This is a genomic window from Mesorhizobium escarrei, assembly GCF_935825525.1.
GTDB classification, from domain to species: Bacteria; Pseudomonadota; Alphaproteobacteria; order Rhizobiales; family Rhizobiaceae; genus Mesorhizobium; species Mesorhizobium escarrei.
Genome location: NZ_CAKXZT010000035.1, coordinates 19219 through 32511, shown reverse-complemented (window position 1 = coordinate 32511; position 13293 = coordinate 19219). Strand labels below are relative to the sequence as shown.

At 63.7% G+C, this 13293-nt stretch carries 10 protein-coding genes; 5 read left to right on the top strand and 5 right to left on the bottom strand.

Translation table 11 applies throughout. The annotated features are described in order from the left end of the window. Window positions 1-41 precede the first annotated feature (41 nt). Both thrS and NMG80_RS02755 read left to right on the top strand, forming a co-directional pair. Window positions 42-2018, top strand: a complete 1977-nt coding sequence (gene thrS, locus NMG80_RS02760) for a threonine--tRNA ligase (protein ID WP_254016723.1) — start codon at window positions 42-44, stop codon at window positions 2016-2018. 103 nt (window positions 2019-2121) lie between these two features. After that, window positions 2122-3060, top strand: coding sequence for a lysophospholipid acyltransferase family protein (locus NMG80_RS02755; protein ID WP_254016722.1), 939 nt, complete (start codon window positions 2122-2124; stop codon window positions 3058-3060). Window positions 3061-3093: 33 nt separating this feature from the next. Here the strand turns inward: NMG80_RS02755 and NMG80_RS02750 are convergent, their stop codons facing one another. After that, window positions 3094-4059 (bottom strand): RgsD C-terminal domain-containing protein, encoded by a 966-nt coding sequence (locus NMG80_RS02750; RefSeq protein WP_254016721.1) that lies wholly within the window; start codon window positions 4057-4059, stop codon window positions 3094-3096. Window positions 4060-4214: 155 nt separating this feature from the next. On the opposite strand from NMG80_RS02750, the gene NMG80_RS02745 reads away from it, so the two are divergent. Continuing rightward, on the top strand, window positions 4215-4799 hold the full coding sequence (locus NMG80_RS02745; protein ID WP_254016720.1) for a nitroreductase family protein: 585 nt from the start codon (window positions 4215-4217) through the stop codon (window positions 4797-4799). After that, on the top strand, window positions 4800-5408 hold the full coding sequence (locus NMG80_RS02740) for a flavin reductase family protein (RefSeq protein WP_254016719.1): 609 nt from the start codon (window positions 4800-4802) through the stop codon (window positions 5406-5408). An 11-nt stretch (window positions 5409-5419) separates the two neighbouring features. Here NMG80_RS02740 and NMG80_RS02735 read toward each other — a convergent pair whose 3' ends face one another. Together NMG80_RS02735 and NMG80_RS02730 are read right to left on the bottom strand one after the other, a co-directional pair. Further along, a complete protein-coding gene (locus tag NMG80_RS02735; protein ID WP_254016718.1) occupies window positions 5420-6301 on the bottom strand; it encodes an HpcH/HpaI aldolase/citrate lyase family protein in 882 nt (293 codons plus the stop codon). 3 nt (window positions 6302-6304) lie between these two features. Next, window positions 6305-6781 (bottom strand): MaoC family dehydratase, encoded by a 477-nt coding sequence (locus tag NMG80_RS02730; protein WP_436798532.1) that lies wholly within the window; start codon window positions 6779-6781, stop codon window positions 6305-6307. A 235-nt stretch (window positions 6782-7016) separates the two neighbouring features. Here NMG80_RS02730 and NMG80_RS02725 point away from each other — a divergent pair, with 235 nt between their 5' ends. After that, complete coding sequence (locus NMG80_RS02725; protein ID WP_254016716.1) at window positions 7017-8138, top strand: DUF2336 domain-containing protein; 1122 nt, start codon at window positions 7017-7019, stop codon at window positions 8136-8138. Between the two features lie 41 nt (window positions 8139-8179). Here NMG80_RS02725 and parE read toward each other — a convergent pair whose 3' ends face one another. Together parE and gcvP are read right to left on the bottom strand one after the other, a co-directional pair. Further along, window positions 8180-10231 (bottom strand): DNA topoisomerase IV subunit B, encoded by a 2052-nt coding sequence (parE, locus tag NMG80_RS02720; RefSeq protein ID WP_254016715.1) that lies wholly within the window; start codon window positions 10229-10231, stop codon window positions 8180-8182. 234 nt (window positions 10232-10465) lie between these two features. Beyond that, on the bottom strand, window positions 10466-13276 hold the full coding sequence (gcvP, locus tag NMG80_RS02715) for an aminomethyl-transferring glycine dehydrogenase (protein WP_254016714.1): 2811 nt from the start codon (window positions 13274-13276) through the stop codon (window positions 10466-10468). Between the last annotated feature and the right edge of the window lie 17 nt (window positions 13277-13293).

The following is a 13293-nucleotide window of genomic DNA, read 5'->3' as shown; positions in this document are numbered from 1 at the left end:
CACCACCCGCGCTCGTTTGCGGGACTGGATAGGAGAATTTTATGCTGAATTCCGTTTCCCTGACATTTCCCGATGGCTCGGTCCGCGACTACAATGCGGCGATGACCGGCGCCGGCCTGGCGGAATCGATCTCGAAGTCGCTGGCCAAGAAGGCGGTCGCCTACTCGATCGATGGCGTGGTGCGCGATCTTTCCGACCCGCTCGGCAAGTCCGGCAAGGTCGAGATCATCACCCGCGAGGATCCGCGCGCGCTGGAGCTCATCCGCCATGACGCAGCGCACGTTCTGGCCGAAGCCGTGCAGGAATTGTGGCCGGGTACGCAGGTGACCATCGGCCCGGTGATCGAGAACGGATTCTACTATGATTTTGCCCGCAACGAGCCGTTCACGCCCGATGATTTCCCGGTGATCGAGAAGAAGATGCGCGAGATCATCGCGCGCAACAAGTCGTTCACCAAAGAGGTCTGGTCGCGCGACAAGGCGAAGAAAATCTTTGCCGACAAGGGCGAGCGCTACAAGCTGGAACTGATCGACGCCATTCCCGAAGATCAGGACCTCAAGATCTATGCGCAAGGCGATTGGTTCGACCTCTGCCGCGGCCCGCATATGGTCTCGACCGGACAGATCGGCAGCGCCTTCAAGCTGATGAAGGTGGCCGGCGCCTATTGGCGCGGCGATTCGAACAACCCGATGCTGACCCGCATCTATGGCACTGCCTGGGCCGATCAGGCGCAGCTCGATGCCTATCAGACCATGCTGGAGGAAGCCGAAAAGCGCGACCACAGGAAGCTCGGCCGCGAAATGGATCTGTTCCATTTCCAGGAAGAGGGGCCGGGCGTCGTCTTTTGGCATGCCAAGGGCTGGAGACTGTTCCAGAACCTGGTCAACTACATGCGCCGCCGGCTCGACGAGCAGGGCTATCAGGAAGTCAACGCGCCGCAAGTGCTCGACAAGAGCCTGTGGGAGACGTCAGGTCACTGGGGCTGGTACCGGGACAATATGTTCAAGGTGACGGTTGCCGGCGACGACACCGACGACGACCGGGTGTTTGCGCTGAAGCCGATGAACTGCCCCGGCCACGTCCAGATATTCAAGCACGGGCTGAAGTCCTACCGCGATCTGCCAGTAAAACTTGCGGAATTCGGCAATGTGCATCGCTATGAGCCGTCCGGCGCGCTGCATGGGCTGATGCGCGTGCGCGGCTTTACCCAGGACGATGCCCACATCTTCTGCACCGAGGAACAGCTCGCCGACGAGTGCATCAGGATCAACGACCTGATCCTGTCGACCTATGCCGATTTCGGCTTCGACGAAATCACCGTCAAGCTAGCGACCCGCCCCGAAAAACGGGTTGGCACCGACGCGATGTGGGATCATGCCGAGGGCGTGCTGCAGGACGTGCTCGACAAGATCGCGGCGCGGTCGGGCAACCGGATCAAGACGGGCGTCAATCCGGGCGAGGGCACGTTCTACGGGCCGAAGTTCGAATATGTGCTGAAGGACGCCATCGGCCGCGACTGGCAATGCGGCACCACGCAGGTTGATTTCAACCTGCCGGAACGGTTCGGCGCCTTCTACATCGGTTCCGATTCGGAAAAAAAGCAACCGGTGATGGTGCATCGCGCCATCTGCGGTTCGATGGAGCGTTTCCTGGGCATCCTGATCGAGAACTATTCCGGCCATTTCCCGCTGTGGTTCGCACCGCTGCAAGTGGTGGTTGCAACGATCACCTCCGACGCCGACGATTATGCGCAAAAGGTCGTCGCGCAGCTGAAGGCGGCCGGATTGTTGGCGGAAGCCGATCTTCGCAACGAGAAGATCAACTACAAGGTCCGCGAGCACAGCCTGGCCAAGGTTCCGGTCATCCTCGTCTGCGGCAAGCGCGAGGCGGAGGAAGAGACGGTCAACATCCGCCGGCTCGGCTCGCGCGACCAGGAATCGCTCGGCCTTGGCCAGGCGGTGGCGATGCTTGTCGAAGAAGCGGTGACGCCCGACCGTAAGCGCAAACGAGCGGCCTGAGTTCAGCCGGATTGTCGATGGAATGGCGGCGGTGCAGCGATCCGCCGCCTTTCACCTGCACCCCATTTCATACGCTTGTCACGCCAGCCTTGTAACGAGCCTCATGCTCAAGCTGAAGATGCGCGAAAGACCGTTTCCCGAGCTTTCCTATGCCAGCCCGCATCAGCCGGCATTGACGCGCTGGTTCATCCACTCCATCGAAGGCCTGTCCGGTCGCGATCGCTTCGCGGCGCTCTATGACTTTTGGCGGCGCCACGTGGCGCCGACCGGTGAGCGCGTGTTCAGCCGCATGCTGGAGTTGATCGATGTCGAGGTGCAGACCACCGGCCAATGGCCGCCGGAGAAATTGCCTGACACGCCGCTGGTGATCGTCGCCAACCATCCGTTCGGCATCGGCGACGGCATTGCGGTGCTGTCGCTGGCCGAGCAGCTTCGGCGCCCGTTCCGCGTCATGATCCACAAGGATCTGCTCAAGATCCGCGAGATGGAGCCTTATTCGCTGCCGATCGACTTTTCCGAGACCAAGGACGCGCTCAGGAACAACATGGCGGTGCGCCATGTGGCGGTGCGGCTGCTGAAAGACGGCGTCATCATCGTCGTCTTCCCCGCGGGCGGCGTCGCCACTGCGCCGAAAGGTTTTGGCCGGGCGCGCGACCTGCCGTGGAAGATGTTTCCGGCTCGTCTCGTTCAGGATGCCAAGGCATCGGTTGTCCCAATGCACTTTACCGGTCAGAACGGTCGGCTGTTCCATCTGGTCAGCGGCCCAATGAACCTGGCCGAGCGTGACGGGCGCGTGGCGAAGTTCGTCGGCAGGGCTTCACTGACGCTGCGCATTTCCCTGCTCATCCACGAATTCGCCCGACTGTCCGGCAAATCGATCGACGTGCGCGTCGGCGATGTGCTGGGATGGGACGAACTGGAGCCGCTGCGCGACCGCAAGGCTTTGCTCGAGCGGCTTTACCGGGCTGTCTTCGATCTGGCCCCGGCCGAACCGCGCGGCCGCGGCCAGTTTCTGCCGCGACGCATGCGCAAGGCGGCCTGATCGCGGAAACCTGTAAGGCAGTGCCCCGACGATTTAGTCGGCGCCTTCCTGGGGATCGATCGCCGAGGCCTCTGTGGCCAGAACCTGGATTTCCTTGTTCTGCCCGGCCACGACGGTAAAATCCTTCTGGTAGATGCGGTCGCGGTTCTTGGCGATGATGGTGTAGTCGCCCTCGGCAAGCACCATCGAAGCAAAGGCGCCGACGGTCTCCTGGATGGGATCGCCGGATTCGTTGAGCAACGACCAGGAGGTGTCGGCGATCGCCTCTCCGCCCGGCTCGCGCACCAGCTTCATGGTCATCTCCGCCGCACGATGCTCGACGGCCGCTTCGGTCAGCTTGCCGGCCTCGACGCGGATGTCGGAGCGGATGACCGCGTTCACCGAGCCATAGGTCGAAACGACGTGGTAGACGCCCGCGTTCAGCCGCACGACGCTGTTCGGCTCGACGTCGGGTATGATCAGGGCGCGATCGTGATTGGCTTCGGCTTGGCCTTCATAGATCGAAAACCGCAGTTTCTTCGGCGGTATGCGCACCCCGCCCGACAGCACGGCATCGAGCTTGAGTCCGCCGGCATCGAGCACGAGGCTTTCGCGCTTGGCGTCCTTGCCGACGGTGATGCGCTTGGTGGCGCCGGCCCGGCCGTAAGAGGCATGGACAAGATAGCTGCCGGGCTCGAGCTGGAACACCGCGCTGCCGCCATGGGCGGAAGCGACCATCGGCAGCTTGCCGTCGCCGGTGGGGTCAGGCTTGAAGACGCGCCAGACGATGCCGCGCGTGATGTCGGCGCCCTTGTCGGTCAATTGCGCCGACAGCGTGATCGCGCCGCTGCTCCCCGATGCCAGCGGTGTCTCGCTTTTGGGGGGCGCATAGTTCGAAATTCCGGGAAGTTTGAGATCACCGAGGCCGTCCGCATCCTGAGCTACGGCAAGCGAAACCGGCACCATCAACAGTGCGGCAGCGAGCCAGATCAGAATAAGACGCAATGTCCCCTCAAACATGGCTTGCGTTGAAGCCCAAGGCGGTGGCAATTTCAAGGCTTAAGAGTCCGATCAGCTTCTGCTAGAGGCTCTTTGTCGGCGCGCCGCGCCAATGCCCGAGCCGCCCGATGCCCGGATGGTGCGCTTCAGCTCAAATTCCAAGGAGACTTGCGCCCATGGCGTCGTCGATCATCGACTTTCTGCTGACCCGAAATTCCGCCCCGATCCCTGAGTTGAAGGAACCGGCACCCAGCGACGCGGACATCGCGACGATGATTGCCGCCGCCTCGCGGGTGCCGGACCACGGCCGGCTCGAGCCCTGGCGCTTCATCCTCTACCGGGGCGAGGCGCGCGTCGAGATCGGCAAGAAGCTGGCCGCACTTGCCGCACAGCGCGAAGGTCCGCTGCCGGAAGGCCGCCACAACCAGGAACTGGCGCGTTTTTCGCGCGCGCCGCTGGTGATCGGCGTGGTTTCGAGCCCGAAGGAAAACCCAAAAATCCCGCAATGGGAAATGTTCCTGTCCGGCGGCATGGCGGCGATGAACCTGATACTATCAGCCAATGCGCTGGGCTATGGCACCAACATGATCAGCAACTGGTATTCCGATGTGCCGGAGGGCAGGGCGATCCTCGGGCTGGCGCCGCATGAGCGGGTCGTCGGCTTCATCCATATCGGCACCTACCAAGGGCCGGCGCCGGAGCGGCCGCGGCCTGATCCGGCAAAGCTCTATGCCGATTATGCAGGTCCATGGGTGGGCTGAATGTTCTACGAGCCGGCAAAGGGGCATGGGCTGCCGCATGATCCATCCAAGGCGATCGTGGCGCCACGGCCGATCGGCTGGATCTCGACGGTGAACAGTGCCGGCGAGGTCAACCTCGCTCCCTATTCGTTCTTCAATGCTTTTTCGACGCGGCCCTTCATCGTCTGGTTTTCGTCCGAAGGCGAGAAGGACAGCGCCACATTCGCCGAAGAAACGGGCGAGTTCGTCGCCAATCTCGTCAGTCGCGATCTCGCTGAAAAAATGGTCCGCACCGCGGTCGATGCGCCGCGCGGCGTCACCGAATTCGACTATGCCGATCTCGCTATGGCCCCGTCGCGGCTGGTTGCGCCGCCCCGCGTCGCGGCGGCGCCGGCGGCGCTTGAATGCCGTGTGACGGAGATCCTGCGGCCAAAGGCGCTGGACGGGACACCGACCAGCGCTGTCGTCGTTGCCGGCGAAGTCGTCGGCGTGCACATCGACGATGCATTCCTGAAGGACGGCATCTTCGACATCGTCATGGCGGGCAATGTCGGCCGTCTCGGCTATATGGATTATGCCAGCGTCAGCGAGATCTTCTCGATGCGCCGGCCTCATTGGGGAAAGGGTTAGGCTGGGGAAGACTAGGCCGAAATCCCCGCCGCCCTGGCGCGTGCCAGAAGCCGCTCGGCCAGTTTGAGATGCGGCCGGTCGTACATCTTGCCGCCGATGCCGACGACGCCGGGATTTCCAGCCGCCTCGAATGCCTCGACGATCGCCAGGGAGTGTTTCACCGCCTCGGTCGACGGCGTGAAGGCAGCGTTGATGACCGGCACTTGCGCCGGATGGATCGCCATCTTGCCGGTGAAGCCGTCGCGCTCGGCTTCTGCGCATTCCGCCGCGAAGCCGGCCATGTCGCGAAAGTGCGGAAAAACCGTGTCGATCGCCGCGACTTCCGCGGCACCGGCGGCGAGGATGGTCATGGTGCGGGCGAAGCGGAACACATCGGTGTAGCGGCCATTCTCGTCACGGGCCGTGCGCGCACCGATTGCTGCCGAGAGATCTTCCGCACCCCAGGTTACACCGACAAGCCGAGCACTTGCCTTGGCGTAGGTCGCAGCCGCCAGCACGCCGGCAGCTGTTTCAGTGATGATCGGCAGGATTTTTAGCGCACCGTCCGGCAGCCCGCTTTCGGCCTCGTGCACCCTGAGCTTGGCCGAGAGCTGCTGGACATCCTGTCCGCTGTTCGACTTCGGCAGCATGATGCCGTCGGGTTTCACGGGCACGAGTGCCGCCAGATCCTCGTCGGGCAGGTCGGTCGAAAGATCGTTGATGCGGACATAGATCGCGGATCTGGTCTGATGCCTGTGTCCGGTGATGAAGCGTGCGGCGATATCGCGGGCCAAGGTTTTGTTTTGTGGCGCGACCGAATCCTCGAGATCGACGATGACCACGTCGGCGCCGGCGCCAATCGCCTTTTCCAGCTTCTTTTCCGAATCGCCGGGAACGAACAGCAGCGAGCGCATCGGTCAGGCCGCCTTCTTCATCATCATTGCCTGCCTCGTGCATTTGGCGACGAGCACGTCGTTCTGGTTGTAGGCGCGGTGCTCGAATTCGACGATGCCGCGGTCCGGCTTCGACCTGGAGTCGCGCACCGACACCACCGTCGTCTCGACGCGGATGGTGTCGCCGTGGAAGACCGGATGCGGAAACACCGTCTCCTTCATGCCGAGATTGGCGATGGTAGTGCCGACGGTGATGTCGTTCACCGAAATACCGATCATCAGGCCCAGCGTGAACAGCGAATTGACCAGCGGCTTGCCCCATTCGCTTCTGGCGGCGAAGTCGAAATCGATGTGCAGCGGCTGCGGGTTCAGCGTCATTACCGAAAACAGCATGTTGTCGCTTTCAGTGACGGTTTTCCGCAGCGCGTGGCGGAAGACATGGCCGACGACGAACTCTTCCAGATAAAGCCCCGCCATGGTCGATCTCCTCCGCTGCCGCATCGCCTCGAAAATCGGAATCGATTTCGGAAAGCGCGATGCGAAGATTCAAAGTGTTAGCGTGCTTTCCGAAAGCGCGCACGTCGCTCCAAGGGTTGATAGGCGCTGCATACCGCGCTCGCAAGCAAGTTAACAAACAGGCGCAGTTAACAAACATGGTGAACCGTTCGTAAACCATTTCTGCCTACGGTCTTCTCTGGGGCGGGAACGGACTCGGGCTAGGGGCGTACCGGACGGCATGGTTGTTTCGCATTTCCTGAAATGGATCCACACGGCAAGGGTCTCTGAGCGCGCCGCGGCAGCAAGCGCATTGGCTCGCGCCTATATCAATGCCGAGCTGCCTTTCGAGGATCGCTGCGCGGCGGAGGCCGCACTGACGCTGCTGCTCGACGATGCTTCGTCGAAAGTGCGGCTGGCGATTGCAGAGGCGCTGTCGATGAGCCATCACGCGCCGCTGCAGATCATCAGCGCGCTGGCGTCGGATCAGCCGGAAGTGGCCAGCCTGGTGCTGGCCCGCTCGCCGATGCTCACCGATGCCGATCTGATCGACCGGGTTGCCGGCGGCCAGAAGGCGATCCAGAAATTGATCGCCGATCGTCCGCGCGTCTCCATGGCGGTCGCCGCCGCGATCGCCGAAATCGGCGAGCCGGAAGCCTGCGCCACGCTTCTCGCCAACAGCGCCGCCGACATCGCTTCGCTCAGCTTCCGCCGTATCGCCGAACGCCATGGCCATCTGCCCTCGGTGCGCGAAGCGCTGATATCGGATGCGCGCCTGCCCGCCGACTGCCGGCATATGCTGCTGATAAAACTTGGTGAAACGCTCAAAGGTTCGCCGCTGGTGCTGGCGCTGATGGGCCGTGCCAGAACCGAGCGCGTCATGCGCGACGCCTGCGTCAAGGCTTCCATGACGCTGATCGAAGGCACGCGCCAGGAAGAACATGCAGCGCTCATCGAGCATCTGCGCCTGCGCGGCGACCTGACCGCAAGCTTCATCATTCGCACCATCGCGCACGGCAAAGTCGATTTCTTCGGCTCGGCGCTGGTCGCGCTCAGCCAGCAATCCGAACAACGGGTGAGGGCGCTGCTGGCCGGCGGGCACGACGTGGCGCTGCAGGCGCTGCTCCGCAGCGCCGGCCTGGCCGCGGCCACGCACGCGATCATCCTGCGCGCGCTAAAGATCTGGCGCGAGGTCGCCAATGGTAAGCGCCTCGCCGGCGTCCAGGAAGTCAGCTGGCTGATGCTGAAGGAATTGGGCGGGCAGTCCGCCGAAGGCGATCTCGCCGGATTGATCAAATCGATCCACCTCGATGCGCTGCGCGAAAACGCGCGCGGCCACGCGCTGGCGATCGCTGCGGCTTAGGCCTTATCCGGGAACTCCGCATTCGACGCTAGCTGGTTAGCTCAGATATCCAGCACTTCCGTCTCGGCAAACTCCGCGCGTTCCTGGATGAAGCGGAAGCGGGCTTCCGGCTTGGTGCCCATCAGCGCGTCGACCGCGTCCTTGGTCGCCGCCTCGGCGTCGATCACGTCGACCCTGAGCAGTGTGCGCTTTCTCGGGTCCATGGTGGTTTCCTTGAGCTGGGCGGCCATCATTTCGCCCAGCCCCTTGAAGCGGCCGATTTCGACCTTGCCGCGCCCGGTGAACTCGGTGCGCAGAAGTTCGTCCTTGTGCGCATCGTCGCGGGCATAGGCGACCTTGCCGCCTTGCCGGATCGAGTAAAGCGGCGGCACCGCCAGGTAGAGATGGCCTTCGCGGACCAGGCTCGGCATCTCCTGATAGAAGAAGGTGATCAGCAGCGAAGCAATATGGGCGCCGTCGACGTCGGCGTCGGTCATGATGATGACCCGGTCGTAGCGCAGATCCTGATCGCGGTATTTTGACCGCGTGCCACAGCCCAGCGCCTGGATCAGGTCGGAAATTTGCTGGTTGCCAGCCAGCTTGTCGTTGCCGGCGCTGGCGACGTTGAGAATCTTGCCGCGCAGCGGCAGCACTGCCTGGCTGGCGCGGTCGCGCGCCTGTTTTGCCGAGCCGCCGGCCGAATCGCCCTCGACGATGAAGAGCTCGGCGCCGGCCGCGGCATTCTGCGTGCAGTCGGCGAGCTTGCCGGGCAGCCGCAGCTTGCGCACCGCGCTCTTGCGCGAGACTTCCTTTTCCTGGCGGCGGCGCACCCGCTCGTCAGCACGCGCGATCACCCATTCGAGCAGCTTCGAAGCTTCCTGCGGGTTGTCGGCCAGCCAGTGATCGAAGGGGTCGCGGATCGCGGCCTCGACGATCCTGATAGCCTCGATCGTCGCCAGCCGGTCCTTGGTCTGGCCGACGAATTCCGGCTCGCGGATGAACACCGACAGCATTCCCGCCGCCGAGATCATGACGTCTTCCGAGGTGACGATCGAAGCACGCTTGTTGCCGACCAGCTCGGCATAGGCGCGCAGGCCGCGCGTCAAGACGTTGCGGAAGCCGGCCTCATGGGTGCCGCCTTCGCCGGTCGGAATGGTGTTGCAGTAGGAATTGAGAAATCCGTCGCCGCCGAACCAGGTCACCGCCCATTCGAGCGAGCCGTGGCCGCCTTGCCTGTCGCTCTTGCCGGCAAAGATTTCGCGGGTGACCTGGAATTCGTCACCGAGCGAGGCTTTCAGATAATCCTTGAGGCCACCGGGGAAATGGAACTCGGCCTTGGCCGGCGTCGTGTCCTTCTCCTTGATCAGCGAGGGGTCGCAGGTCCAGCGGATCTCGACGCCACCAAACAGATAGGCTTTCGAGCGGGTCATGCGGTAGAGCCGCGCCGGCTCGAATGCCGCGCCCTTGCCGAAGATCTGCTCGTCGGGATGGAAGCGTATCCTGGTGCCGCGCCGGTTATGCACCTCGCCGAGCTGCTCCAGGCCGGTCACCGGAACACCGCGCGAAAAGCGCTGGCGATAGAGCTGGCGGCCGCGCGCGACCTCGACCTCGAGATGGTCCGACAGCGCGTTGACGACGGAGACGCCGACGCCGTGCAGGCCGCCCGAGGTCTCGTAGACCTTGCTGTCGAATTTGCCGCCCGAATGCAGCGTCGTCATGATGACTTCGAGCGCCGGCTTCTTGAATTTCGGATGCGGATCGACCGGAATGCCGCGGCCATTGTCGGTCACCGCCAGATATCCGTCGGCCGAAAGCTCGACATCGATGAAAGTCGCGTGGCCGGCGACCGCCTCGTCCATCGAGTTGTCGATGACCTCGGCGAACAAATGGTGCATCGCCTTGTCGTCGGTACCGCCGATATACATGCCGGGCCGCCGCCGCACCGGCTCCAGCCCTTCCAGAACCTCGATGTCGGCGGCACTGTAGCTCTCGCTGCCGTCGCGGGATGGCGGGCGCTTCGCCGCCTGCACCAGCGGGTCGGCCGGGCGCGCGGTGGCGCGAACCGGTTGCGGCCGCTTGTCCAAATTGCCGAAAAGATCGTTGCTGTCGTCCATGCCGGTCCTGGATTGCGATGCTGCGAATCACCACCCGATACTGCCACGCTTTTTGCGGGCAGGCGACGGAGGTTCCTGTTCCGTTCGAGGATGGTGCCTCTTACCGCAAAACCATTCGACAACCAAGCGGCGGAAATGCGTCGTAACTCCGGCCATCAGGGTTTGCCGCGTCAGCCACCCTCACTGCGTGTGCGCGGGAAATGAGGGGGCAGTTTGCGTCGCAGTCGGCTGTTTCTATTCCGCCGCCCCCAGATATTCCGACAGCGGCGGGCAGGAGCAGACGAGGTTGCGGTCGCCGGCGACATTGTCGATGCGCGACACCGGCGGCCAGTATTTGGCCGATGTGTCGGCATCACCGGCGGGGTAGGCCGCCTCCAGCCGCGAATAGGGATGGGTCCACTGTCCGGCCAGCGCCTCGGCGGCGGTATGCGGCGCATTGACCAGCGGATTGTCGGCCAGGGGCCATTCGCCTTTCGCCACCTTGGCTGCCTCGCCCGATATCGCGATCATCGCCTCGCAGAAGCGATCGAGCTCGCTTTTGGGCTCGGACTCGGTCGGCTCGACCATCAGCGTGCCGGCGACCGGAAACGACATGGTCGGCGCATGGAAACCATAATCGATCAGCCGCTTGGCGATATCGTCGACGCTGATGCCGGCACTGTCCTTGAGCACGCGGGTGTCGAGGATGCACTCATGGGCGATGCGATCGTGCCTGCCCTTGTAGAGGAGCGGGAAGTGCGGTGCGAGCCGCGTCGCCACATAGTTGGCGGAAACGATCGCGGTCTCGGTCGCCTGCTTCAGGCCGGAAGCGCCCATCATGCGGATATACATCCAGGTGATCGGCAGGATCGAAGCGCTGCCGAACGGTGCGGCCGATACGGCATGGCCCGAGCCTTCGCTGACGTGGCCGGGCAGATACGGTCTCAGATGTGCCTTGACGCCGATCGGGCCGACGCCGGGACCGCCGCCGCCATGCGGGATGCAGAAGGTCTTGTGCAGGTTCATGTGGCAGACATCGGCGCCGATGTCGCCGGGGCGGGCGAGGCCGACCAGGGCGTTGAGGTTGGCGCCGTCGAAATAGACCTGGCCGCCATGCTCGTGAATGAGGGCGCAGAGGTGGCGCGCGCCTTCCTCGTATACGCCATGCGTCGAGGGATAGGTGAACATAAGCGCGGCGAGATTCTTGGAATGCTCATTGGCTTTGGCACTCATATCGTCCATATCGATATTACCATCCTCGGTGCAGCGCACGACGACTACGCTCATGCCGGCCATCGCCGCACTCGCCGGATTGGTGCCATGCGCCGATGACGGAATCAGGCAGACGGTGCGGTGAGCTTCGCCGCGTGAGCGGTGGTAGCTGCGAACGGCGAGCAGCCCGGCATATTCGCCCTGGCTGCCGGCATTGGGCTGCAGGCTGACCGCGTCGAAGCCGGTGATCTCCGCCAGCCAGGCTTCCAGTTCGCCGACCATGGCGCGATAGCCTGCCGAATGCCCGGCCGGCGCGAATGGATGCAAATTGGCGACACTTGGCCAGCTCACCGGCATCATCTCGGCGGCGGCGTTGAGCTTCATCGTGCAGGAGCCGAGCGGGATCATGGCGCGGTCGAGCGCCAGGTCCTTGTCGGCTAGCCGGCGCAGGAAGCGCATCATCTCGGTTTCCGAATGGTTTTCGTGGAAGACAGGCTGGCTGAGAAACGCCTTGCCGCGCGGCTTTCCGGGCACGGTGCTGCCGGCGACGGAGCCTGCCTTGGCGCCGAACAGTGCTGCTATGGCGTCCAGATCGGCATCGGTCGAGGTTTCGTCGAAGCTGATGCCAATGTGGTCGGCGTCGATGACGCGCAGCAAGCGGCCGGACTTTTCAGCAGCGGCGGCGATTGCACCGGCTCTGCCTTTTACTTCCACCGTCACTGTGTCGAAGCGGCTTGCGCCAAGCACCGAAATTCCTGCTGCGTTGAGACCGGCAGCCAGCCGGTTGGCCAATGCATGGATTCGACCGGCAATCGCCTGCAGCCCAGCAGGGCCGTGCCAGATCGCATAGGCCGTCGCCATATTTGCGAGCAGCGCCTGCGCGGTGCAGATGTTGGAGGTCGCCTTGTCGCGGCGGATATGCTGTTCGCGCGTCTGCAAGGCGAGGCGATAGCCGGGCCGGCCCTTGCTGTCGGTGGATTGGCCGACAAGGCGGCCGGGCATCAGCCGTGTCAGCCTGTCGGAAACGGCGCAATAGGCGGCATGCGGCCCGCCAAAGCCCATCGGCACGCCGAAGCGCTGCATCGGGCCGACGGCGATGTCGGCGCCAAGCGCAGCCGGCGCGTCGGTCAGCGTCAGGGCGAGCGGATCGGCAATGAAGACGACCAGCGCGCCGGTGGTGCGGGCCTGCTCGATTGCCGCCCTATGGTCGCCATAGACGCCAAACGTGTCGGGCCAGGAGACCAGCAGAGCGGCTGTGTTGTCGTCGATCGTGTCGCCGTCGACCTCGATGCCGACCGGCTCGGCGCGGGTGCGCACGACGTCGAGCGTCTGCGGATGCGGCGTGCCGGCCAGCGCCACCTTGGTCCGCTTGTCGCGGTGATGGCGTAACGCAATGCCGACCGCTTCGGCCACCGCCGTCGCCTCGTCGAGCAGCGAGGCCGATGCCACCGGCAGCCCGGTCAGTTCAGCGACCAAAGTCTGGAAATTGAACAGCATCTCGAGCCGGCCCTGGCTGATCTCTGCCTGGTAGGGCGTGTAAGCCGTGTACCAGGCCGGGTTCTCGAACAGGTTGCGCTGAATGACCGGCGGCACGTGGACGCCGTGGTAGCCTGCGCCGATGAAACTTTTCAGAACAGTATTTTTGGCCATTGTCGCTGAAAGCTCGGCCAGCGCCTCGGCTTCGCTCGCCGGGGCCGGCAGGGCCAGCGGCCGGTCGAGCCGGATCGATTTCGGCACAGCCTGGCTGATCAGCGTCTCGACCGAGGGAACGCCGATCGTCGCCAGCATGGCTCTGACATCATTGAGGCCTGGGCCAATATGGCGGGCCGAGAAGGAGTAGGGTGCTGCAGTCATCTTTCCTGGTCCTTCTA

Bases quoted from the DNA above. Each gene is read 5' to 3' on its own strand.
- parE (WP_254016715.1), bottom strand. From the start codon at position 10,231: ATGGACGACAGCAACGATCTTTTCGGCAATTTGGACAAGCGGCCGCAA.
- gcvP (WP_254016714.1), bottom strand. From the start codon at position 13,276: ATGACTGCAGCACCCTACTCCTTCTCGGCCCGCCATATTGGCCCAGGC.
- thrS (WP_254016723.1), top strand. From the start codon at position 42: ATGCTGAATTCCGTTTCCCTGACATTTCCCGATGGCTCGGTCCGCGAC.
- NMG80_RS02740 (WP_254016719.1), top strand. From the start codon at position 4,800: ATGTTCTACGAGCCGGCAAAGGGGCATGGGCTGCCGCATGATCCATCC.
- NMG80_RS02725 (WP_254016716.1), top strand. From the start codon at position 7,017: ATGGTTGTTTCGCATTTCCTGAAATGGATCCACACGGCAAGGGTCTCT.
- NMG80_RS02750 (WP_254016721.1), bottom strand. From the start codon at position 4,059: ATGTTTGAGGGGACATTGCGTCTTATTCTGATCTGGCTCGCTGCCGCA.
- NMG80_RS02755 (WP_254016722.1), top strand. From the start codon at position 2,122: ATGCTCAAGCTGAAGATGCGCGAAAGACCGTTTCCCGAGCTTTCCTAT.
- NMG80_RS02745 (WP_254016720.1), top strand. From the start codon at position 4,215: ATGGCGTCGTCGATCATCGACTTTCTGCTGACCCGAAATTCCGCCCCG.
- NMG80_RS02735 (WP_254016718.1), bottom strand. From the start codon at position 6,301: ATGCGCTCGCTGCTGTTCGTTCCCGGCGATTCGGAAAAGAAGCTGGAA.
- NMG80_RS02730 (WP_436798532.1), bottom strand. From the start codon at position 6,781: ATGCGGCAGCGGAGGAGATCGACCATGGCGGGGCTTTATCTGGAAGAG.